Raw genomic sequence first — 18,826 nt, 5'->3', positions numbered from 1 at the left:
TTCTCCCAGTTGTGGAGGGTTGAGTAGTGAATGTTTGCTCCGAAGAATTTTCTGCCGTAGTGCTGGGCGTCTCTGAGGGGTAGGTTGTAGTATTGTTTAAAGAGGAGTATTGCCAGTATTGTTTTTACTGGAAATTTTTTGGATTTTGGCAGGTTCTTCAGCTTTCCTTCTGATTCGAAGTCTGCTAAAACGTCAAGAATTGCGAATGCCACGCTTTCAGGGTCTTTGAGTCTGTGATCCCATCTGGGGATCACGACAACCACCTGAAAGAATTCAGCAAAAACCCTAATAAAGGTTACTATAAACACGCCCACAATGATCAAAAACTTTATATACATACTGGGCAAGTTATTTATAGTGATGTCCTTATGAAAAGAACATACATTATAGGTGTGAGTGTAATATTTAGTATTTTGCTAGTATTTGCAAAAGCGGGTGCTGTATTCGCGACTGAACCTCCACATCATGAAGAACAAGAAATAGGAGCCTTAATGGACCCCGGCTTCAGAGACCCTGTCGTTCAAGACTCCGATAAGGTTGGGGGGGAGTATGACCCATATATAGATGCTGCATATGTCTACATTAGTGGGAAGGCAAGTCAACTATACCCGCCTCTGCTTTATAATATCCGAAAGTATGCTATAGCATACCCACAATGCCACTTAGTCTATACTACTGGGACTCCTGGGACAGTAGCATATGGGTTTGCTTGGATCCACGCAGAAACAACTTGTGGCGAGTTGTCTGCAGAGATACATTGGATTGAAGGTCATGGAGCAATGGGAACAGCGAACGAAGAATCAACATCAACAAACTGAATATTTGTAGACCCCAATGGCCTTAACACCTGAACGTGATTAAGTGTCAGAAACAGCATGCGGTGGGCAATATGAGGGAACACGCAGGGTTACGAACCAAGAGGGGAGTTTTATCTCTTTTCGTGTTTTTCCTTGCCATCTCAACTCTGAGTACCGTGGTGTTCTCAAGACCATACTGGGCGATGCCGGGGACTTATTTTGAGTACACAGCCAGAGGGGAGCGTGCGGTAGTTATTGAATGTCACAACGGAACCGTATATTTTGGAACCTATGGTGTGCTCAGGTGGGAGATACTGGATGTTGCCAAGGACCAAATCGAGCTAAAGGCCCAGCTCAGGGTTTACAACCTCACGATGCACTATCAGAGAGCACTAAATGCCGAAGAGGGTCTCAAAAAGGCCAGGGAATTAATCGAGAAGTACTCAAGTCTGAACTTCACACAAAGTGGACCCTGCAGATTTGCAGATGTTCAGGACGGGAGAGTCAAGGTATGTGACGGTGCTGAAGGTGTTCTCGTAACAATTGAAAAGACCAATCAAACTTACTGGCTATACGCAGGGGATAACGGAGCCACTGAGGGCCTGTTCTCAAATGAGACGATCCCAAATCTGTCGAGGTCTATAACTTTCAACGTGTCCCTTACGGACAATTCTGTTTTACGTAACGGCGAAAAGCTCGGAATGAACACGCTGTTTCTTACAGATTTGGATGTAAAAGGAAGAACCATTATGAACGGGTGGTTCATAAACGAAGTCAGGGAACTGAATGCGACAGTCCACACGAGATTTGGAGCCTTCAAACCCCCGGTTGTCTTAGTAACTACGAACTTTTACGGGAATTTATCCAACTTCGCACTCTACGATCCCGGCTCGGGGGTCTTAATTGAGGGATACACCCCGGTATCACCGATCTGGGAACTGTTCGGTTTCAAGAGAGTCCTTTTCTCAGATAGGGAGCACTTCAACAGGACAGACGACCCCATAATCAAAAGCAAGGATATATACGGGTTCGGAATGGTTCTCGAAGATACTAACGCCTTTTATTCTGAAACTGGAATGCTTGAAAACGTCCAAATACCCCTCGATGCCATTGCCGTGTTTGTGCTGGCCATAACAGTTTTCTTGGTGGTTGGTTATGAAAGGGCTAAAACTCGTCGTATGGGAAAGCAATGACCCAATAAAGGACTACATTCTCGTAATCCTCGCTGGAATCTCGGCCTTTTTCATGAAGATGAACTTAATAAAAGCCGTACCACTCATTTTGTCAAACACTCCACAGTCGTGGCTTCATGATTCTCTTTTCATTATGTTCTCAGCGAGCACGTACATCCCGGTGAGCCTTGGTGTCTCAATTTTGACTGCCCTGACGATAAGGGGAGAACGGGACGACGGCAGTTCCTACTTTCTGTACTCACTCCCCGTGTCAATCCGGACAATAATCCTTTCCAAAATCGTATGTGTCTACATGCATTTCCTCGCACTCATACTGATCACACACATCTTGCTCTTTTCACTCCATTTTTCCCCCATCAATAGCCTCAAGGTGGTCGCAGCACATTTTCACGTTTTGCTCGCCTTCTACGCTTCGATTCTCCTCTATACAGTAAGTCTGTCCGCACTCTTCTCGGTGCTGGTTCCAAATGCTCCAATCGCAAGCATGTTATCGTTTTTCACCATCTTTGTTCTCACATACGTGAAAATTTTCAACCCCGTTTTGACACTCCAGAATATTGCAATAGAAAACGAGCTGAAAACGCTCTTGCCATACCTAGTCGTTTCAGCTGTTCTCATCCCTGTGGCAATAGAAATTTCCGCCAGGAGGGACGTGAGATGAACGCCTGGAAACTCATCCCAGCGGTAATTGCTCTGGTCACCGCAGTGTCCATAGCGTTCCAACTTGCAACTGATACCGATGATGTCCGGTACCCTGTTCTACCCCTCGGGGCAACTGAAGTATCATGTTTCTACTCCCCCACCTCTGCGTTAGTTGAGATGTCCTTTATGGGCCAGGGTGATGGGAGCTACACAATAATCGACCTTGATGAGAATAAAACTCTAAAGGAGGGCAAAATTACAGGGGAGATTATCAGGGTTGTCCTGCCTCACCCAGGTTATTATGGTGTGGTCATTAACGGGTCGTACTCAGGCAGCGCAACAATACGGGCCGTCGACGTAGGCTTCCCCACCCAGAACTGGCGGGCGCACTTCCTGACACTCTCTCTAGCAGTACTTCTCATGTCGCTCGGCTTCTGGAGGGAGAAGGATGATTGGGCGCTTTGAGGATGTTTCCAAGAGAATTGGAAACGTCGAAATTCTGAAGAACATAAATCTGGAGATAGACAGTGGGGTAACCCTCATAGCTGGCCCGAACGGAAGCGGAAAGTCGAGCCTTATAAAACTACTGGTAGGCTTTTGGAGGCCGAGCAGTGGGAGGGTGACCCTGCTTGGAAGGGATCCCTGGAACAACCCAGAAATTAAGCGGATAGTTGGAATCAGCATAGATCCTCCCTCTCTCCCAAAATACCGGAAAGGAAAGGATTTGATCAAGTTTCTTGAGGAATTAAAAGAGATTAAAGCAGACAGAAATCTTATCCAAAGACTGTTCCCCTATACAGCGGCCCTAAACAGACCCGTTGCAGAATACTCCAGCGGAATGAAAAAACGCCTGAGCATTCTTTTAGCTTTATTGGGGGAGAATGAGCTTCTAATCCTTGACGAGCCATTTTCGGGCCTTGACGTTAGTGGAATATCCGAGGTTGCAAGGATCATCAAACAGAGAGCCGCGAATGGCACGAACATGATAATACTTTCCCATCTGTGGAGGCCGATCTATAACATCATTGACAGGACCGTGGTGCTCGTTGGCGGGGAAGTGGCCTTTGCAGGGGAAAGGGATGAAGGGATAGAGTTCCTTCAGAGGCTCGGTATTTAACAAGCCCGTACTATACGAGATTCGGATCTCCTTTTTTCTATAAGCGCATAGAAGAACCCTATGGTTTTGTGCCTGTGGGGCCAGGCCCTCATCGTCCCTTCGAGAAAGCCCTCATCGTAAGGGCCCCTTAGAGGAATTAACTTAGCATCTGGATGCCTTTCAAGGAACCACCTCACGACTTCCTCGTTTTCCTCTGGAAGCATGGAGCAGGTTGAGTATAGCAACCTTCCGCCCGGCTTCAGGAGCTTCCATGCGCTCTCGATAAGTTCTTTCTGAAGGGTTACTACTTTGGGGATGTTCTTCTCCCGGAGGCGCCACCTCAGTTCCGGGTTCTTTGCTATCGTTCCGTCACTGGTGCATGGTGCATCGAGCATCACTTTATCGGCGATTCCCTCGCCAAGAATTTCTGGTGCTTTTCTTCCATCGGCTTTGATAACCTCTGCAATCTTTACTCCTGTCCTCCTCAGGACTTCTTCCATGCGCTTTATTCTGGCTTTGTCCACATCGAAGGCATAGATTCTACCCTTGTTCTCCATGAGCTCTGCCATGTGGGTAGTTTTCCCTCCGGGAGCTGCTGCTAAATCCACCACTGTCTCCCCGGGCTTTGGAGAGAGAATAAGAGGTGCAACGGCAGAAGCTTCCTCCTGCGCTATGGCATAGCCTTTGTTGAAGAGCCACTCCGGGTTAAAGGGATCGAGAATTCTGATTACGGTTTCAACTCTCTTGCTCCTCTCAAAGCGGATTCCCTTCTTTTTCAGATAGTTCTCAACCTCTTCAACGCTCACTTTAAGGCGATTTACCCTTATGCTCGTTGGAAGGGTTTCGTTTAGCGCCTTTAGGAGTTCTTCGGCTTCTTCTCCAAGCAACACTTTCATCCTCGCTATGAACCATTCCGGAAAGAGGTACTCCCACTTGAGTCTTTTTTCCTCCGTGTCGAGCTTTGGAATATAGTTAATGATCCTTGGAAAAAGTTCATAGTAGTAATAGCCCACGTAGGGATGAGTCCTCTTCGAGAGGAACTGAGCCAGCCCCTTGAGGTGCTGAAGGGTTTTCTCGTTCGGGTCTCTGAAGATAGCGACTTCTACGGCTACCCTTAGAGTTGCCCTCAGCCATGGGTCGAGGATGAGTGGAGAAACCCCCACAAGCTCTTCAATTATTTCATCTATTAAACCCAGACGCCTCTGGATAGAGTAAAATATCCCCGTTAGCTTGGAGTTTTCCCAGCCTTCTATCTTATACTTTGCAAATGCTTTTCTTTTTGCCTGCTGGCTGGGTTTTACTTCTTCCCCAAGCTTAAGGGCCTCTATCAGGGCGTAGAGCTGTCTGTCGCTTAGCTTTAGCTTACCCATATCAATCCCTCTCAAATCTGTAAATGTCTACCAAAATCCTCTCAAGCCTTTTTCGGTGGAAGAAAAACTGGGCCGGGATTTCAAAGGGCAAGGTTAGGCGGTGGGTAATTTTGAAGCCGTTGTCTTTAACAAAAGCTTCAATAAACTTCCTAACTTCTTCCTTGGCGAGGTGGATGGAATAAACAACATCGCTGACGTCAAAAGCCTTGAGAAGGAAAGGTCTATCCGCTTTTGGGTTTTGACTTCCAAAGGGAGGGTTCATTATCACAGTATCAACTTTCACGTTGAAGTCCTCTACCGGTGCATTCACAAACTCTATGTTGGTAATGTTCAGTGTTTTTGCATTTTCCATCGCTATCTCAAGGGCTTTTTTGTCTTTTTCGACTGCATAAACCTTTTTAGCCCCCATCAGGCTTGCTCCAATGCTTAAAACCCCGGTCCCGGCTCCAAGATCGGCTATGATTTTTCCCTCGATGTCTCCCATGGAATGGGCTAACCACAAAAGCTCCGCGGCAACGTCACCGGGAGTTCTATACTGCTCAAGCTCTGGTTTAGGTTCTTCAAAACCCTTCAACTTCGAGAGGATAATTGCGAGGTGTTTTTTCTTCATTCTATCACCTACGGGCTTGCAATATACTGGAGAAGCTCTTCCCAAGTCATGTTGAACTCAAGGCCCTCTATACCGAACATTGTCCCTGCTGTGGTCAATATAAACATTACCACAATCACCCCTAAGAGAAATCCGAACTCCGCTGTGAACGCCACAACGAGAGCTTCTTTTAAATTCAGTTTCAGCATTTTTAAAACCGCAAAAAGTACCAAAACCCCAAGAAAGAGGTCTATTCCAAGAGAAATTCCTACACCCACAACGGAGATTGCTAGAATCGAATAGCTTTTCATTTCCTTGTACGTGAAAACATCTAATGCTGTTTTCAGGAAGAGGTAGTATAGAAGCACAAGGAGGGTATAGATGATAACATCAACATTCTGCATGATAGGGAATTGGAAATGGGGCTTATAAAGACTTTGGAAGCTTGAGGCTTATTCCAATGGGTTCGTCCTGATCCCGTTTGCCCCCGAATATTTCATCGAACTCATAGTCTTCTCTCAGCCCGAGCAGAATCTCAAGCTCTCTTGGAGTAAGCACTGGCTTTCTCCAGTTATCAACATCGTCTATCGGCACCCTCGGGCAGGCGACCACAACGTAAGCGTCAAAGTCAAAGCCTTCCAGAGCTGGGTAGCTTATGTGGTTCATAACTATCAGTTGGGCCTTTTTTCCACGTTCTCTCAGCAGCTTCGCGATTTTTCTGGCCTCTCCAAGTCTCAGCTGGCCTTTCTTGGTACTTGTTATTACTCCAAACTTCTCCGCATCGTATGCCTTGGCTATCTGTGCCCAGCGCTTCCTGATGAGCCGCTCTGCCTCTTTATCCATCCATATCGCATCGCCGCTGTACGGGTTTATAGCTAAAGTTGGCTTTTTTGTGGCTAAAGCAACGCCAATGGGGTGGAAGTAGCCTGCTCCAATAAAGAGAACTCCATCGGCTTCCACTTTTGCTGCAGAGAAATTGCACCCCAAAACCTGGCCCGGGAAGGAAACCCTTCCATCCCCTTTACCAACTTTTACCTCAAATCCCTCATTTTCAAGGAATTCTTTCGCCTTTTGCAAGTCCTTTATGTGCTGAACCGTCGTAACCAGGGCTATTCTCTTCCCAAGCTTTCTTATCTCAGATATATTTTTTGATAACGCTTCAATCACATCTACCTTTGCAAAGGCGGGAATGAAAATCGTCGGAACTTCGAGGTTAAGCACCATGTATGAGTGACCGAGGTGGATTAGGGCATCACACCCGAGCATTTTGGCTTCTTTATCTGCCGGATCGCAGGCCCCATAATTAACCTCACCGCTTATCAGACTCTCTATGCCGTTTTCTTCAAGAAACTCTGCCAAAAACTGTGCCTCTTTCTTGAGACCCTCAGGAGTTTGAATCAAAACTCTCTTCGCATTCAGCTCTCTCAGCTTCTCCAAAACTTCTCTCTCGTGAAGTTCGTACATAGGCTCACCAATTCCTTCAAAAACAAAATTCTTTTAAAGATTTGGCTCCAACAATACTTCGAACTTCGAGGTATGGTGGTGAAAATGAGAAAGCTCGGACTCTTGCTGATAATTGTTTTTCTTAGCACGTTCGCCCTAGCGGAAAGGCCCTATGACTATGTTGCTGAGGCCACATTCAACGCCCTTAAAACGGGTGATTATTACGTTTTGCGGCCCTATCTGGATGAGGAAATGAAAAGAGCCTTTGACGAAAATCAATTTAACGCTTTCAGGAACGATCTTATATCAAAATATGGGGAGTTTAAAGGCTACAGCTTTGTTAAAGAAGGGAAAACAGGAGAGTTCATACTTGGTTATTATAACTTTGAATTTGAGAGAGCAAATGTCACCATAAGGTTGGTGTTTAAAGAGGTCAACGGGGAATACAAGCTCTCCGGCATATGGATTGATGCAGTAAATTCAAAAGAAGCAGGTATTCCGTTAGGAGTTGCACTATTCTTCCCGGTCCTGGGAGGCTTTTTAGCATTGCTGACATTTTACATGCTTGGATTTAAGAAAATAGGTGTCGCGGAGATAATTTTGGGCATCGTACTGGTTGCAATAACACTTGGCATTCAACCTCTAATACAGAATGCACCCTTCTTGGCAGTTGGTATAAGATCAAACTCGGAGATAGTTGCCAGGGGAACAATCTTCGTAGTTTTTGCGGCAGTGTGGCTTGGTTTTGTTGCTGGATTTTTCCAAGAGAGTCTGAAATATGGGCTTTCAAAAGGCAAGTATCTTAACGAGGCCCTTTTCATTGGTATTGGCTTTGGGCTTGGTGAAGCGATCCTTGTTCCTGCCTTACAGGCGATTCAGCTTATTGCATTGGGTGGGGTGACTCCAAGTCTCGCCAATGCTCTCGTTTCCATGCTCGAACGCTACTTGGCCACTCTGTTCCATGCCGGAACAACCGTGGTTTTGGCTTACTCCTACAAGAACGGCTTTGGGAAGAAAGCCCTGCTGGCTTTGAGCGTTGCTCACGGCATAATAGACACCTTTGCTGCATATTACCAGTTCAAGCCATCACCAGTGGTTTTGGCTGTGATCTATGTGCTCCTCTTGACTGTCTCAGTGCTCTTGCTCCGCTATGGCTTGCCCAAAGTGAAGGAGGAGAGGGAGGAAGACAGGATTGTTTGGTGACCACAAGAAAAAGGCATTGGAGAAATTCAGAAAAGAAATTAGGGCGGGAATATACGCTTATTTAGTCCTTTCTTTTTTAAAAAAAGAGAAAACTCACGGTTATGCCTTAAGAAAAGCCCTTGAAAACATCAGTGGGGGAAAATTTGTGCCAAGTGAGAGCACTCTCTACGGAATCCTCAGGACCCTTGAGAGGTATAACCTGATAAAGGGAGAATGGATGGAAGTTGGAGGGCGGGTGAGGAGGTACTATGAGATAACCAAAACCGGAGAAGAAGTCCTTGAAGAGCTGAGAGAAGAGATCGAGCTTATGAGAAAGGTGCTCGAAGACAATTTTTGAATTTTATTTCATAAAATTTCTTTTAAACTTTTATCGGGAACTTTTGTTGGTGATCCGAAATGCTGAGGAAGCTCCTTAATTACTGGAGGGCAAGGTGCCCCTTTGTTCGAGCAATAGAAAAATGGCGTCTTGAGAGAAAGAAAAACAAATTTGAGGTAAAGAAAAAGTTCAGCTAGTCGATCCTTTCATCACCCTTCAGCGACGGGTTTGCTCATCACAGCATCTTTTTCACTTCTTCCACGGTCTTTTCTATTGGGATCGTTATTTGCTCTCCGCTTTCCATGTTTCTTATTGTGACATTCCCCTCGGCTAGGTCTCTCTTTCCGAGAATCACCACAACTCTCGCGCCTATGCTGTTGGCGTAGTCAAGCGCCTTGCTTAGTTTTCTTCTTTGAATATCATATTCTGCCTTAATCTTTGCCTTTCTCAGCATCTGGGTTATCTCTATGGCTTTTTTCTTTATCTCAAGCTCATTTCCTATGTACACAATGAAGACGTCACTTCCAACTTTAAGCTCTGGCAGAAGTCCTTTGCTCTCCAAGATTGGGATTAGCCTTTCTATACCAATTGCAAAACCCGTTGCGGGGGTTGGCTTTCCTCCGAAGACCTCTATAAGGTTGTCGTATCTTCCCCCGCCGCCTATCGATCCGATACCAAGGTCATTTGGAGCTATTGCCTCAAAGACTATGCTGGTGTAGTAGTCAAACCCTCTGGCTATTCCGAAATCTACCAATGCGTAGTTCTCAACGCCATAGGCTTTCAGCAGTTCAAAAAGCTCTTCAATCTTCTTCAGTTCTTCTCTTGCAGTTTCACTTTCGAAAAGCTCGTACGCTTTTGGTAAAACATCATCGGGCTTGCCCTTCAGTTCTATTAGGGCGAAGACCTTTTCTATCTCTTCTTCACCGAGCCCAAACTCTCTTAGGCTCTTTGTGAAGTCCTCTCTGCTCATCTTGTCTTTTTTGTCTATCAGCCTCATGAGCCCGATATCGTCTTCCACGCCGAGCATCTTCGCAAACTCATCCAAAATGACTCTGTCCCCAATGTTGACTGTGAATTCTCTCAAGCCTGTGTTGAGGTAGCTTTCTATGAAAAGTGCGATAACCTCGGCATCAGCCTCTATGTTTGGAGAGCCTATAAGCTCAACTCCCGCTTGCCAGAACTCTCTCAGCCTTCCACTCTGCGGCTCCTCGTAGCGGAACATGTTCGCTATGTAATACCATCTTATTGGCTTCGGTGCGGTTTGGAAATAGTTCACAAAAAGTCTCGCAACGCTTGAAGTCAAATCAGGTCTGAGGGCGATGTTTCTTCCACCTTTGTCTTCAAAAGCGTATAACTGCTCAACAACCTCTTCCCCGCTCCGCAACTCGAAGAGCTTTGTGTACTCGAAAGTTGGTGTGAGTATCTCCTTAAACCCATAAGCTTCGAAAACTTCCCTTATTTTCTCAAACACGTATCTTCTCTTTGCCATATCCTCGGGAAGCAGATCTCTTGTTCCCTTAACTCGCTGAATTCTGTCCATCTCTCTCACCTACCAGATTGAAAGAATAGAGAGTTAAAAAGTTGTTGATGCCATGAGCTTTAGGAATATTCCTCCAACGCCTTCCACCATCATCTGGGCTCCAATGGCCATTGTAAAGAGACCAATTATTCTGATAAACACGCCAAGCGTTGTTTTGCTTACGTTTTCGACGGCGTAGAGGGTTATTATCATGATAAGAGCAGTGGTTAATATAGCTATTACGATTGCCAGAGCAGAGACCTCTATGCCGTATTCTGCTGTTAGTGTTATTGCGGTTGTGATTGCTGCCGGACCAGCTATTAAGGGCGTGGCAACAGGTACGGCTGCTAAGGCTAAAATATTCTTCTCCTTTTTGAGCGTTACCATACCACCGCCTTCGAGAGCTTCAAGACCTATTTTGAAGAGCACAAAACCGCCTGCTACTCTGAGGGCGTTCAAATCTATGTGGAATATATCTTGCAGTATTATCTTTCCAGCCAGGGCGAAGAGAATCAGAAGGAAGAACCCTATGAGGTTGGCTCTTATTATCAGCTGTTTTATGTCCTCTATGTGGAAGTCTTCCCTAAGCAGGCTAACCAGGAGTATTTTGTCGCTTGGGTCTATCATGATTATCATAAGCAGTGCAGAGCTGAGAACTTCACTTATCATGTTCATCGAAAGATTTTCAAGGGAAGTCGCTTATAAACTTATGCCATGCTATGATGAAACCGGCACTGGATGAACGGTGATTAACACTCGGTTGCCTGAGCACCACAGAAAGATTTATAAACCACTTCGAGATGAGTAGTGATTGAGGGCTGGGCTGTAGGGTCCCGCGGTAGCCTAGCCTGGGAGTGGCGGCGGACTGTAGATCCGCAGGTCGCCGGTTCAAATCCGGCCCGCGGGACCACCAAAAGTTTTTGACGTTTTTGGAGTCCTTAATTCCGAAACTTCAGTTCTTGTGGCCTTCAACTCCTGAAGGAGTATTCAATTGCTTTCTTGGTACTCCAAGCAGAAAACGTATAAATGACAATTTCATTTCTGGTATTATGAAGTCAAAAATGACCCTGATAGCATTGATTCTTCTTTCCGTGGTTGGTGGGTGCATCTCTTCTCCTAGATTATACTCTCCTTCAATAGAATCTGAAATACCCTCAACTCCCTTAGAGGCGTGTGGAGAGGAAAGTTACTACTTCTTGGATTCCGCCATAGAATGCCTGATAACTCCGGAAGAAGTGGAGACGCTTCTTCCAATTGCGGACGAATTACAAGAGGGAGACATAAGGGAAGACGTCTGGAAAATTCTTGAATGGGAAGAAGACAACATAAGGTATGATTTTGAGAAAGCATCCCTTTCACCTGCAAAAATAACAACATATCTGACGGGAAGAGTGGAAATAACCGGTGGCTCAAAAATCCAAAGCCCCTCAGAGACCGTGACCCTTGGAAAGGGGATATGCACGGATTATACAGTTTTAACAATTGCCCTACTGTTTGCAATGAACTACACTGAGGCTTATGCCCTTGAAATAAATTTTGAAAACAGTGAGGTAGGCCATACAGCAGCTTTAGCGAAGATTGGCGGGAAGTTCTTTGTTCTGGATCAGAAACCTCCCGTTATGGACTTGGGGAGCTACTACCTCCACTGGAAGAAGGTTGAAGGGAAGGCAATTTCAAATGCGACCCTTTATCGGGTTCGATGGAGCGGGGGAGCAGATGTTGAGAAGCTTGCGGTGCTCTACTCATCGGACTTCCTGAACGAAGACTACGTTTTCACGCACTTCGATGCCGTAAGGCTGACGCGGGAAGTCGTAGAAAAAATAGAGGACGAGTTTCCAAATCTAAAGAAAGACGAGAACCTTAAATCCGGAAAGCTTATCGGGTATTCTTCTGGGAAGAAGTGGACTATAACTCTCCCTAATTTTGCCATGTATTACAGTCCGGAGTTCCACGAGCAGTTTGTGGACTATATCTACTCCAGCATAAAAGACACCCCAGAAATCTTGGCAGATTTGCGGGATTACCGCTTTTTCTGGGTCAATGCTGAAACTGAGGGGGATGATCTTAAGATAGAGCTTATCCTGGCGAGGAAGTAGTCAAAAACCTTTTAACCTCTGAAATCAAGTTAAACTATGGTGTTTAAAATGAAGACCTTCCTCACGGAACAGCAGATCAGAATACTTCGTCTAAGGGCTAAGGGGCTAAAACAGAGTGAGATAGCTGAAATTCTGGGCACAAGCAGGGCAAATGTGAGTATTTTAGAAAAGCGCGCACTGGAAAAAATTGAAAAGGCTAAAAACACCCTTCTGCTGTGGGAGCAGATAAATTCCAAGGTCGCCATTGAAGTCAAAAAAGGAGAAGACATTTTTAAGGTCCCAGACAGGCTTTTCGAGAAAGCCGATGAAGTTGGGGTAAAGGTTCCCTACACAACTCCAGAAATTATAGCCTTCCTCGTTGAAAACGCTCCGATAGAGGAGAGAATAGCAAAGAAGAACTTTGTTCTGTTTTTGGACACCCGCGATAAGCTTAAGGTGAGCGAGCACTTACTGGAGGAGCTTGAGGAGATAGGGAAGGATTAAGGACGTGAAAACACCGTTTAGTGCCATTGCAAGACCACTGACTGCCCCAGAAAGCTCATCAACCAGTATTATCCTTGCGGTTCCTAGGCCGTGAGAAGTAACTCCCATTGCAAGCCCTCTCGCAACCCGGTCCTTTATTTTGAAAGCATCTAGCATCTCAACTCCAATGGCATTTCCTAGTATTCCCGTTAGTATGACTAAAACTGCCGTTAAAGGTGGTATGCCTCCTATCTTCTCACTAACCCCTATGGCTATTGCCGTTGTAATGCTCTTAGGGGCTATGCTTAGAAGAACGCTCTCGCTACCACCCAAAATCTTTGCAACGTAAAATGCGCTTAGGATTGCTAGCGTCCCACCAAAGACTATTCCCGCGAATATCTCCTTTGAATACTCCTTTATTATTCCTCTCTGCTTATAGAGGGGGACTGCAAGGCTAACAACTGCCGGGCTTAAAAGGTAGCTTATAATCTTGGCACTCTCCATATAAGTCTCGTAGCTAATCCCTGTCAGATGTAGGATGAACGCTATTGTGATTATGGAAAGCATAACGGGATTTAAATAAAAGGCTCTTTTCTTTTCATAAATCTTTGAAAATAAGTAGAAAACTGCAATCGTTAGAAAAATTCCGAGGGAGTTCATTTTTCGCCACCTCTTAGGAGTTCAACAAACTTCGCCGTTAAAATCAACGTAAGAGCAAAGCTTATCACCAAGGCCCCAAAAATCGGGACTGCCTGGCTTTTTATGAGCCCCCAATATGTTATGACTCCAACTCCTGGTGGGATAAACATCACGCTCATATTCTTTATGAAGAACTCTGCTTCTTTTTCAACGTCTTTCAGCTCTACAACGTTGAATAAAAGTGCAAAAGTTAGCAAAATCATTCCGATGACGTTCCCGGGTATTGGAAGATTAAATGCTTCGCTCAAGAGCTCTCCAATGAAGAGAAAACCGAAGATTATGCCAAGTCCCTTGTACATAAGCATCATAAAAAACTAAGATACAGAAAGATAAAAATCTAACGAATCACTCAAAGATTGCTATTGCTTCTATCTCTACCTTGACTCCCTTTGGAAGCTTTCCTACCTGCACCACTGCCCCTAGCTGGCTTTGAATGCCCGAAGTATTCTTCATACACTTTATTGAACTCTTCGAAGTCGTTTATGTCATCCAAATAAACGTTGACCTTTACAACATCATCAACTGTCGCCCCTGCGGCTTCTAGAACTGCTATCAGGTTCTCTATTGCTTGCCTTGCCTGCTCTCTTATGTCTCCTTTAACGAGTTCCCCTGTTTCTGGGTTTATTGGAATCTGTCCTGAAATGAAGAGTATCTTATCCGGGTTTTCAACCAAGATTGCCTGGCTGTATGGCCCTATTGGCTTCGGAGCGTTCTCGGTATAGATCACATTCCTCTTCACCATTGCAATCACCTCCGAATTTTATTATGGAATTGTTATTAAAAACTTTTCGGAAAAAAGAATTAAGAATCAGCGAAGCGAAGAGTCCTCATCGGGCTCCTCGGGTGTCCTCGGCCTCATCATCTTATCCTCTTTTCAACTCTTCTCAAGATACTTTTCTAGGGACTTGGACGGAACGTCAATTGAAAGCCCAACCTTCTGCAGAGCTATCCTTAGAGCATAGACTTTTGCATGCCCCGCGAATTCTTCCGGTGCATACTGTTCTATTGGGATGGTGAGGAGCTTATCTACAAGCGCTTTTATCTCGCTATCACTTTTAGCCTTTTTGATGTCTCCAAACCATCCTTCTATTCCTTTTAAATCTATTCCGGCATATACAGGAATCTTTGAAACAGTTGTCTCATTTATACTCGCCAAAATTCTTGCAACATCTGCCATTGGTGTTTTATCGTCTATTATCAGCCTTTTCACAACTATCCAGCTTCCATGCTTGGCGGTGAAGTTTATGTGATCCTCATTATACATGAGCGTGGTTCTAAGCTCCCTTATGGGCTCTTCCGGGTAGCTGACGGGGAACTTCTTTGAGAGCGCTTCCCTTGCTAGCAACGCTTTCGCGGCATCCAGAAGGAGCTTTTTGAGTTTTTTATCATCTTCGAATATCATTGGATTAAGTTTTCTTGAAGTTCCTGGAGATTTCAGGGTTTTTAAAACCTCCCAAGGCTCTTTCTCTCCTATCTCCTCGGCTAGATTCCTTATTCTGGCAATATCCATGACGTCTGTTAGATACTCTGGGATCTTCAGATTGACGGTATTTGAGACACTTGCAAGGAAGTGGGCTATTTTGTGGTCTTCCATCATTACCAATTTATCTCCAACTTTCCAGTCTTTGTGGTTTGCCGTGAAAGCTATGTGATCTTCAATTTTCATTTTTATCACCTCATGTCTTTTTCGGATTCTTATTATTTTAGCTTTTCTAAGCTCGTCGATTTTCTTTAAAAAAAGTTTATAAGTTCACTCAAGCAACCGTAGTTTGGGAGAGGTGAGGTATTTTGAGCGAGGAGATTAACAGCGTTGAAAAAGGGCCCTCCTATGGTGAAGAGCTTGAATTGGGGATGGATTTCCAGACTACTGAGGAAATTAAAGTCCCTGAAAAGTTAATAGACCAAGTTATCGGTCAAGATCATGCTGTTGAGGTAATAAAAACCGCAGCGAAACAAAAAAGGCACGTGCTGTTAATAGGTGAGCCCGGTACAGGTAAATCCATGTTGGGCCAGGCCATGGCAGAACTCCTCCCAACTGAAAATCTAGAGGACATCCTCGTCTTTCCAAATCCAGAAGACGAAAATATGCCCAAGATAAAGACAGTTCCGGCATGTCAGGGCAGACAAATAGTGGAGCGCTACAGGCAGAAGGCAAAGGAGCAAGAGAACATAAAGTCATATCTGCTGCTTTTTGTGCTTTTCGTGGTAATGATTGCGGTTCTTCTGGACCGCTCAGCCCAAACTCTGCTGTTCGGAGTCTTTGTGCTTATTGTGTCTTTGATGGCTTTATCAAACATGAGGCTTAGGAATCAAGTTTTGGTACCAAAGCTTCTTGTTGACAATTGTGGAAGAACTAAGGCTCCATTCGTTGATGCAACTGGAGCTCATGCTGGAGCCCTGCTTGGAGACGTTAGACATGACCCGTTCCAATGTTTTAGCGGCGAAGAAAGCATTGTAATTGAAAAAGGCAAAGAGAAAAGAGTGTTCAAACTTAGGGAGTTCGTTGATAGTGCCCTCAAAGAGCCCTCTGGAGAAGGAATGGACGGAAAGATTAGGGTGGTTTATAAGGATCTTCAGGGAGAGGACGTAAAAATACTCACAAAGGATGGATTTGTAAAGCTCCTCTATGTCAATAGAAGGGAAGGAAAGCAAAAGCTTAGAAAAATAGTAAACCTTGAAAAGGATTACTGGCTTGCATTAACCTCTGAACACAAAGTGTACACGGAAAGAGGTCTTAAAGAAGCTGGAGAGATAACCAAGGATGACGAAATAATAAGGGTACCCATTACAGTCCTCGACAAGTTTGATGTTGCTAAAACCTATAATGAGGAAGACAAACTCAAAGCTTACCTCCGCTGGAAGGAGTATCACGAAAAAACTGGTAATGGTTACAAGAAAGCTGCAAAGGAGCTTGGCATCAAGGAAAGTACACTTCGCTGGTGGGCTCAGGGAGCAAAGCCAAACTCACTCAAAATGATAGAGGAGCTTGAAAAGCTCAACTTACTTCCATTAAACAGTGAAGACAGCAGACTCGAGAAGATAGCAAGGATTTTGGGTGCTCTCTTTAGCGATGGAAGCATCGATAAAAACCTCAATACTTTGAGCTTTGTTTCGAGCGAAAAGGAAGCCATTGAGCTTTTTGTGAAAACACTTGGCGAGCTCTTTGGAGATTTCGATTACGAGATTAAAGAGAACCGTGAGAGCAGAGGGAAGAGCATTCTTTTTAGAACATGGGACAGAAAAATTATAAGGTTCTTTGTTGCACTTGGTGCACCAGCTGGCAATAAGACCAAAGTCAAGTTTGAGCTTCCGTGGTGGATCAAGCTTAAGCCATCAATCTTCCTCGCCTTCATGGATGGTTTCTATAGCGGCGATGGTAGTGTACCGAGGTTTGCTCGTTACAAAGACGGCATAAAATTCAATGGAAGTCTTGAAATAGTCCAGCTTACCGATGAGCTTGAAAAGAAGCTCCCATTCTTTGAGGAAATAGCGTGGTATCTAAGCTTCTTTGGGATTAAAGCGAAAGTCAGAGTGGATGAAGCGAGAGGTAAACACAAGGTGAGGCTTATATTGTCCCAGTCCGTAGACAATGTACTCAACTTCCTTGAGTTCATTCCGATAAGCCTTTCTCCAGCAAAGAGAGAAAAGTTCCTTAGAGAAGTCGAGAAATACCTAGCGGCTGTTCCAGAATCAAGCCTTGCCGAAAGGTTTGGAGAGCTCAAGGAGCGTTTTGAAAAGATTAAAAGGGGACAGAGAAGGCACTTCATCGAAAGCTGGGAGGAAGTAGAGGTTACTTACAACGTAACTACAGAGACAGGAAATCTACTTGCCAATGGTCTATTTGTTAAGAACTCTGGAGGTCTCGGCACTCCAGCCCATGAAAGAGTTGAGCCCGGAATGATTCACAGAGCACACAAGGGTGTGCTATTCATAGATGAGGTAGCCACCCTTAGCTTGAAGATGCAGCAAAGCCTTCTCACTGCCATGCAGGAGAAGAAGTTCCCAATAACGGGCCAGAGCGAGCTCTCAAGCGGTGCTATGGTGAGAACAGAGCCTGTACCATGTGACTTCATCTTGGTTGCAGCAGGAAACCTCGACACGGTTGATAAGATGCATCCTGCTCTCCGTTCGAGAATAAGGGGTTATGGTTACGAAATATACATGAGAACCACAATGCCCGATACAATTGAAAACAGAAGAAAGCTCGTGCGTTTTGTTGCACAGGAAGTTGCGAAAGACGGCAGAATACCTCACTTCACCAGGGATGCCGTTGAGGAGATAATTAGGGAAGCTCAGAAGAGAGCTGGCAGGAAAGGCCATCTTACCTTGAGGCTTAGGGATCTTGGAGGTGTAGTAAGGGCTGCTGGAGACATAGCGGTTAGGGAAGGAGCTAAATACGTTACCAGAGAGCACGTACTAAAGGCGTTACAGCTAGCCAAGCCACTCGAAAAGCAGCTGGCAGATTGGTACATAGAGAGAAAGAAGGAGTACCAGGTTATTAAGACCGAGGGCGGAGAGATTGGAAGGGTAAATGGCCTTGCAGTTATAGGGGAACAGAGCGGTATTGTGTTGCCGATTGAAGCTGTGGTCGCTCCTGCTGCGAGCAAAGAAGAAGGTAAGATACTAGTGACAGGTAAGCTTGGGGAGATAGCAAAGGAAGCCGTCCAAAACGTGTCAGCTATAATAAAGCGCTACAAGGGAGAAGACATAAGCCGCTACGACATTCACGTTCAGTTCCTGCAAACATACGAAGGTGTTGAAGGTGACAGCGCAAGCATAAGCGTTGCGACAGCAGTCATTTCAGCTCTTGAAGGAATTCCCGTAAAGCAGAGTGTTGCCATGACCGGTTCGCTGAGCGTCAGGGGAGAGGTTTTACCCGTGGGAGGAGTCACACCAAAGATAGAAGCTGCAATTGAAGCCGGAATAAAGCAGGTCATAATTCCAAAGGCAAACGAGAACGACGTTTTCCTAAGCCCTGACAAGGCAGAAAAGATCGAAATAATCCCTGTTGAGAGAATTGATGAAGTTCTTCAGATAGCCCTCGAGGACTCAGAAAAGAAAGATGAACTGATAAAGAAAATCAGGGAAGCCCTGCCATTTGCTTAATCCTCAAGAAGCTCAGACAGCCCTGCACATTCTATTATCTTTTTTGCTATTTCCTTGCTTGCTTCGATGTCGGTGAGCTCTTTTATGATTATTTTTCCACTGGGATATATGCTCGTTTCGTAGCCGTCTATTACCGCTATCGCCATCATTTTGGGAATAACGCTTTTTACCTCGTAGCCTTTATCTTTTAGGCATTCTGCAGTCCTTTTTAAATCAATCGTGACCTCTTTGTCCCACGAATAGGGCTGAACTATCATTCCCTTCATGGTTGTGCATGGTTTTGAAATGATCATAC

The 18,826-nt window shown here is 45.0% G+C and carries 21 protein-coding genes, 1 tRNA gene and 1 pseudogene; 11 read left to right on the top strand and 12 right to left on the bottom strand.

The features are described 5' to 3' along the window. On the bottom strand, window positions 1–308 hold a 308-nt coding region (locus GBV73_RS00650), incomplete at its 3' end, for a hypothetical protein (RefSeq protein ID WP_152878644.1). A gap of 60 nt (window positions 309–368) precedes the next feature. On the opposite strand from GBV73_RS00650, the gene GBV73_RS00645 reads away from it, so the two are divergent. From GBV73_RS00645 to GBV73_RS00625, 5 genes are all read left to right on the top strand, one after another. Then, a complete protein-coding gene (locus GBV73_RS00645) occupies window positions 369–818 on the top strand; it encodes a hypothetical protein (protein ID WP_152878710.1) in 450 nt (149 codons plus the stop codon). A gap of 71 nt (window positions 819–889) precedes the next feature. Further along, entirely contained in the window at window positions 890–1,990 is a 1,101-nt protein-coding gene (locus tag GBV73_RS00640; protein ID WP_152878709.1) for a hypothetical protein, read from the top strand. Next, on the top strand, window positions 1,953–2,651 hold the full coding sequence (locus GBV73_RS00635; protein ID WP_152878717.1) for an ABC transporter permease subunit: 699 nt from the start codon (window positions 1,953–1,955) through the stop codon (window positions 2,649–2,651). The genes GBV73_RS00640 and GBV73_RS00635 overlap by 38 nt, the downstream gene beginning before the upstream one ends. Next, window positions 2,648–3,097 (top strand): hypothetical protein, encoded by a 450-nt coding sequence (locus GBV73_RS00630; RefSeq protein WP_152878708.1) that lies wholly within the window; start codon window positions 2,648–2,650, stop codon window positions 3,095–3,097. Before GBV73_RS00635 ends, GBV73_RS00630 begins: the two co-directional genes overlap by 4 nt. Then, a complete protein-coding gene (locus GBV73_RS00625) occupies window positions 3,081–3,749 on the top strand; it encodes an ATP-binding cassette domain-containing protein (protein WP_152878707.1) in 669 nt (222 codons plus the stop codon). Before GBV73_RS00630 ends, GBV73_RS00625 begins: the two co-directional genes overlap by 17 nt. Here the strand turns inward: GBV73_RS00625 and GBV73_RS00620 are convergent. From GBV73_RS00620 to dph2, 4 genes are read right to left on the bottom strand one after another with little or no spacing between them, the layout of a single operon-like run. After that, window positions 3,746–5,098, bottom strand: a complete 1,353-nt coding sequence (locus tag GBV73_RS00620) for an RsmB/NOP family class I SAM-dependent RNA methyltransferase (RefSeq protein WP_152878706.1) — start codon at window positions 5,096–5,098, stop codon at window positions 3,746–3,748. The genes GBV73_RS00625 and GBV73_RS00620 overlap by 4 nt on opposite strands. A gap of 1 nt (window position 5,099) precedes the next feature. Continuing rightward, entirely contained in the window at window positions 5,100–5,708 is a 609-nt protein-coding gene (locus tag GBV73_RS00615) for an METTL5 family protein (protein WP_042702039.1), read from the bottom strand. An 8-nt stretch (window positions 5,709–5,716) separates the two neighbouring features. After that, complete coding sequence (locus GBV73_RS00610; protein ID WP_152878705.1) at window positions 5,717–6,091, bottom strand: hypothetical protein; 375 nt, start codon at window positions 6,089–6,091, stop codon at window positions 5,717–5,719. 22 nt (window positions 6,092–6,113) lie between these two features. After that, window positions 6,114–7,151, bottom strand: a complete 1,038-nt coding sequence (gene dph2 / locus GBV73_RS00605; protein ID WP_042702048.1) for a diphthamide biosynthesis enzyme Dph2 — start codon at window positions 7,149–7,151, stop codon at window positions 6,114–6,116. A gap of 84 nt (window positions 7,152–7,235) precedes the next feature. Here dph2 and GBV73_RS00600 point away from each other — a divergent pair, with 84 nt between their 5' ends. Together GBV73_RS00600 and GBV73_RS00595 are read left to right on the top strand one after the other, a co-directional pair. After that, on the top strand, window positions 7,236–8,333 hold the full coding sequence (locus tag GBV73_RS00600) for a DUF3887 domain-containing protein (protein WP_152878704.1): 1,098 nt from the start codon (window positions 7,236–7,238) through the stop codon (window positions 8,331–8,333). Continuing rightward, a complete protein-coding gene (locus GBV73_RS00595; protein WP_152878703.1) occupies window positions 8,323–8,670 on the top strand; it encodes a PadR family transcriptional regulator in 348 nt (115 codons plus the stop codon). The genes GBV73_RS00600 and GBV73_RS00595 overlap by 11 nt, the downstream gene beginning before the upstream one ends. A 214-nt stretch (window positions 8,671–8,884) precedes the next feature. On the opposite strand, the gene hisS is transcribed toward GBV73_RS00595, so the two are convergent. After that, window positions 8,885–10,189: a histidine--tRNA ligase gene (gene hisS / locus GBV73_RS00590; protein WP_152878716.1), complete on the bottom strand. Its 1,305-nt coding sequence runs from the start codon at window positions 10,187–10,189 to the stop codon at window positions 8,885–8,887. A gap of 33 nt (window positions 10,190–10,222) precedes the next feature. Next, window positions 10,223–10,837, bottom strand: coding sequence for a MarC family protein (locus tag GBV73_RS00585; RefSeq protein WP_152878715.1), 615 nt, complete (start codon window positions 10,835–10,837; stop codon window positions 10,223–10,225). Between the two features lie 163 nt (window positions 10,838–11,000). Here GBV73_RS00585 and GBV73_RS00580 point away from each other — a divergent pair. The 3 genes from GBV73_RS00580 to GBV73_RS00570 all read left to right on the top strand — a co-directional run bounded on the left by GBV73_RS00580 (window position 11,001) and on the right by GBV73_RS00570 (window position 12,747). Continuing rightward, window positions 11,001–11,078: transfer RNA gene (locus GBV73_RS00580), tRNA-Tyr, on the top strand. 139 nt (window positions 11,079–11,217) lie between these two features. After that, window positions 11,218–12,264 carry a transglutaminase-like domain-containing protein gene (locus GBV73_RS00575; RefSeq protein ID WP_152878702.1) on the top strand — a complete coding sequence of 349 codons (1,047 nt, stop codon included), beginning with the start codon at window positions 11,218–11,220 and terminating at the stop codon, window positions 12,262–12,264. A gap of 48 nt (window positions 12,265–12,312) precedes the next feature. Continuing rightward, a complete protein-coding gene (locus GBV73_RS00570) occupies window positions 12,313–12,747 on the top strand; it encodes a Tfx family DNA-binding protein (RefSeq protein WP_042698725.1) in 435 nt (144 codons plus the stop codon). Here GBV73_RS00570 and GBV73_RS00565 read toward each other — a convergent pair. The 4 genes and pseudogenes from GBV73_RS00565 to GBV73_RS00550 form a co-directional block, all read right to left on the bottom strand. Further along, on the bottom strand, window positions 12,712–13,386 hold the full coding sequence (locus GBV73_RS00565; RefSeq protein WP_152878701.1) for a CidB/LrgB family autolysis modulator: 675 nt from the start codon (window positions 13,384–13,386) through the stop codon (window positions 12,712–12,714). The two genes, GBV73_RS00570 and GBV73_RS00565, sit on opposite strands and share 36 nt — an antisense overlap. Beyond that, complete coding sequence (locus GBV73_RS00560) at window positions 13,383–13,724, bottom strand: CidA/LrgA family protein (RefSeq protein WP_042698730.1); 342 nt, start codon at window positions 13,722–13,724, stop codon at window positions 13,383–13,385. Before GBV73_RS00560 ends, GBV73_RS00565 begins: the two co-directional genes overlap by 4 nt. Window positions 13,725–13,770: 46 nt before the next feature. Then, window positions 13,771–14,167: pseudogene (locus GBV73_RS00555) on the bottom strand (RidA family protein). Window positions 14,168–14,299: 132 nt separating this feature from the next. Then, on the bottom strand, window positions 14,300–15,091 hold the full coding sequence (locus tag GBV73_RS00550) for a DUF2666 family protein (RefSeq protein WP_042698735.1): 792 nt from the start codon (window positions 15,089–15,091) through the stop codon (window positions 14,300–14,302). A 185-nt stretch (window positions 15,092–15,276) separates the two neighbouring features. On the opposite strand from GBV73_RS00550, the gene lonB reads away from it, so the two are divergent. Continuing rightward, a complete protein-coding gene (lonB, locus tag GBV73_RS00545) occupies window positions 15,277–18,531 on the top strand; it encodes an ATP-dependent protease LonB (protein ID WP_152878714.1) in 3,255 nt (1,084 codons plus the stop codon). Here lonB and GBV73_RS00540 read toward each other — a convergent pair. Next, the gene (locus GBV73_RS00540) at window positions 18,528–18,824 is read right to left on the bottom strand and encodes a hypothetical protein (RefSeq protein WP_042698737.1); all 297 of its coding nucleotides are present in this window, start codon (window positions 18,822–18,824) and stop codon (window positions 18,528–18,530) included. The two genes, lonB and GBV73_RS00540, sit on opposite strands and share 4 nt — an antisense overlap. Between the last annotated feature and the right edge of the window lie 2 nt (window positions 18,825–18,826).

It is taken from the genome of Thermococcus sp. 101 C5 (assembly GCF_009372125.1).
Classification (GTDB): domain Archaea; phylum Methanobacteriota_B; class Thermococci; order Thermococcales; family Thermococcaceae; genus Thermococcus_A; species Thermococcus_A bergensis.
Note: the sequence above shows the minus strand (reverse complement) of the source record. Positions and strands in the feature narration are given on the sequence as shown.

Excerpts from the sequence above, each read along its gene's own strand:
- lonB (WP_152878714.1), top strand. The coding sequence starts at position 15,277 with ATGGATTTCCAGACTACTGAGGAAATTAAAGTCCCTGAAAAGTTAATA.
- GBV73_RS00610 (WP_152878705.1), bottom strand. The coding sequence starts at position 6,091 with ATGCAGAATGTTGATGTTATCATCTATACCCTCCTTGTGCTTCTATAC.
- GBV73_RS00620 (WP_152878706.1), bottom strand. The coding sequence starts at position 5,098 with ATGGGTAAGCTAAAGCTAAGCGACAGACAGCTCTACGCCCTGATAGAG.
- GBV73_RS00645 (WP_152878710.1), top strand. The coding sequence starts at position 369 with ATGAAAAGAACATACATTATAGGTGTGAGTGTAATATTTAGTATTTTG.
- GBV73_RS00640 (WP_152878709.1), top strand. The coding sequence starts at position 890 with ATGAGGGAACACGCAGGGTTACGAACCAAGAGGGGAGTTTTATCTCTT.
- GBV73_RS00615 (WP_042702039.1), bottom strand. The coding sequence starts at position 5,708 with ATGAAGAAAAAACACCTCGCAATTATCCTCTCGAAGTTGAAGGGTTTT.
- GBV73_RS00630 (WP_152878708.1), top strand. The coding sequence starts at position 2,648 with ATGAACGCCTGGAAACTCATCCCAGCGGTAATTGCTCTGGTCACCGCA.
- GBV73_RS00585 (WP_152878715.1), bottom strand. The coding sequence starts at position 10,837 with ATGATAAGTGAAGTTCTCAGCTCTGCACTGCTTATGATAATCATGATA.
- GBV73_RS00600 (WP_152878704.1), top strand. The coding sequence starts at position 7,236 with ATGAGAAAGCTCGGACTCTTGCTGATAATTGTTTTTCTTAGCACGTTC.
- GBV73_RS00570 (WP_042698725.1), top strand. The coding sequence starts at position 12,313 with ATGAAGACCTTCCTCACGGAACAGCAGATCAGAATACTTCGTCTAAGG.
- GBV73_RS00560 (WP_042698730.1), bottom strand. The coding sequence starts at position 13,724 with ATGTACAAGGGACTTGGCATAATCTTCGGTTTTCTCTTCATTGGAGAG.
- GBV73_RS00635 (WP_152878717.1), top strand. The coding sequence starts at position 1,953 with ATGAAAGGGCTAAAACTCGTCGTATGGGAAAGCAATGACCCAATAAAG.
- GBV73_RS00625 (WP_152878707.1), top strand. The coding sequence starts at position 3,081 with ATGATTGGGCGCTTTGAGGATGTTTCCAAGAGAATTGGAAACGTCGAA.
- GBV73_RS00565 (WP_152878701.1), bottom strand. The coding sequence starts at position 13,386 with ATGAACTCCCTCGGAATTTTTCTAACGATTGCAGTTTTCTACTTATTT.
- hisS (WP_152878716.1), bottom strand. The coding sequence starts at position 10,189 with ATGGACAGAATTCAGCGAGTTAAGGGAACAAGAGATCTGCTTCCCGAG.
- GBV73_RS00550 (WP_042698735.1), bottom strand. The coding sequence starts at position 15,091 with ATGAAAATTGAAGATCACATAGCTTTCACGGCAAACCACAAAGACTGG.
- GBV73_RS00575 (WP_152878702.1), top strand. The coding sequence starts at position 11,218 with ATGAAGTCAAAAATGACCCTGATAGCATTGATTCTTCTTTCCGTGGTT.
- GBV73_RS00540 (WP_042698737.1), bottom strand. The coding sequence starts at position 18,824 with ATGATCATTTCAAAACCATGCACAACCATGAAGGGAATGATAGTTCAG.
- dph2 (WP_042702048.1), bottom strand. The coding sequence starts at position 7,151 with ATGTACGAACTTCACGAGAGAGAAGTTTTGGAGAAGCTGAGAGAGCTG.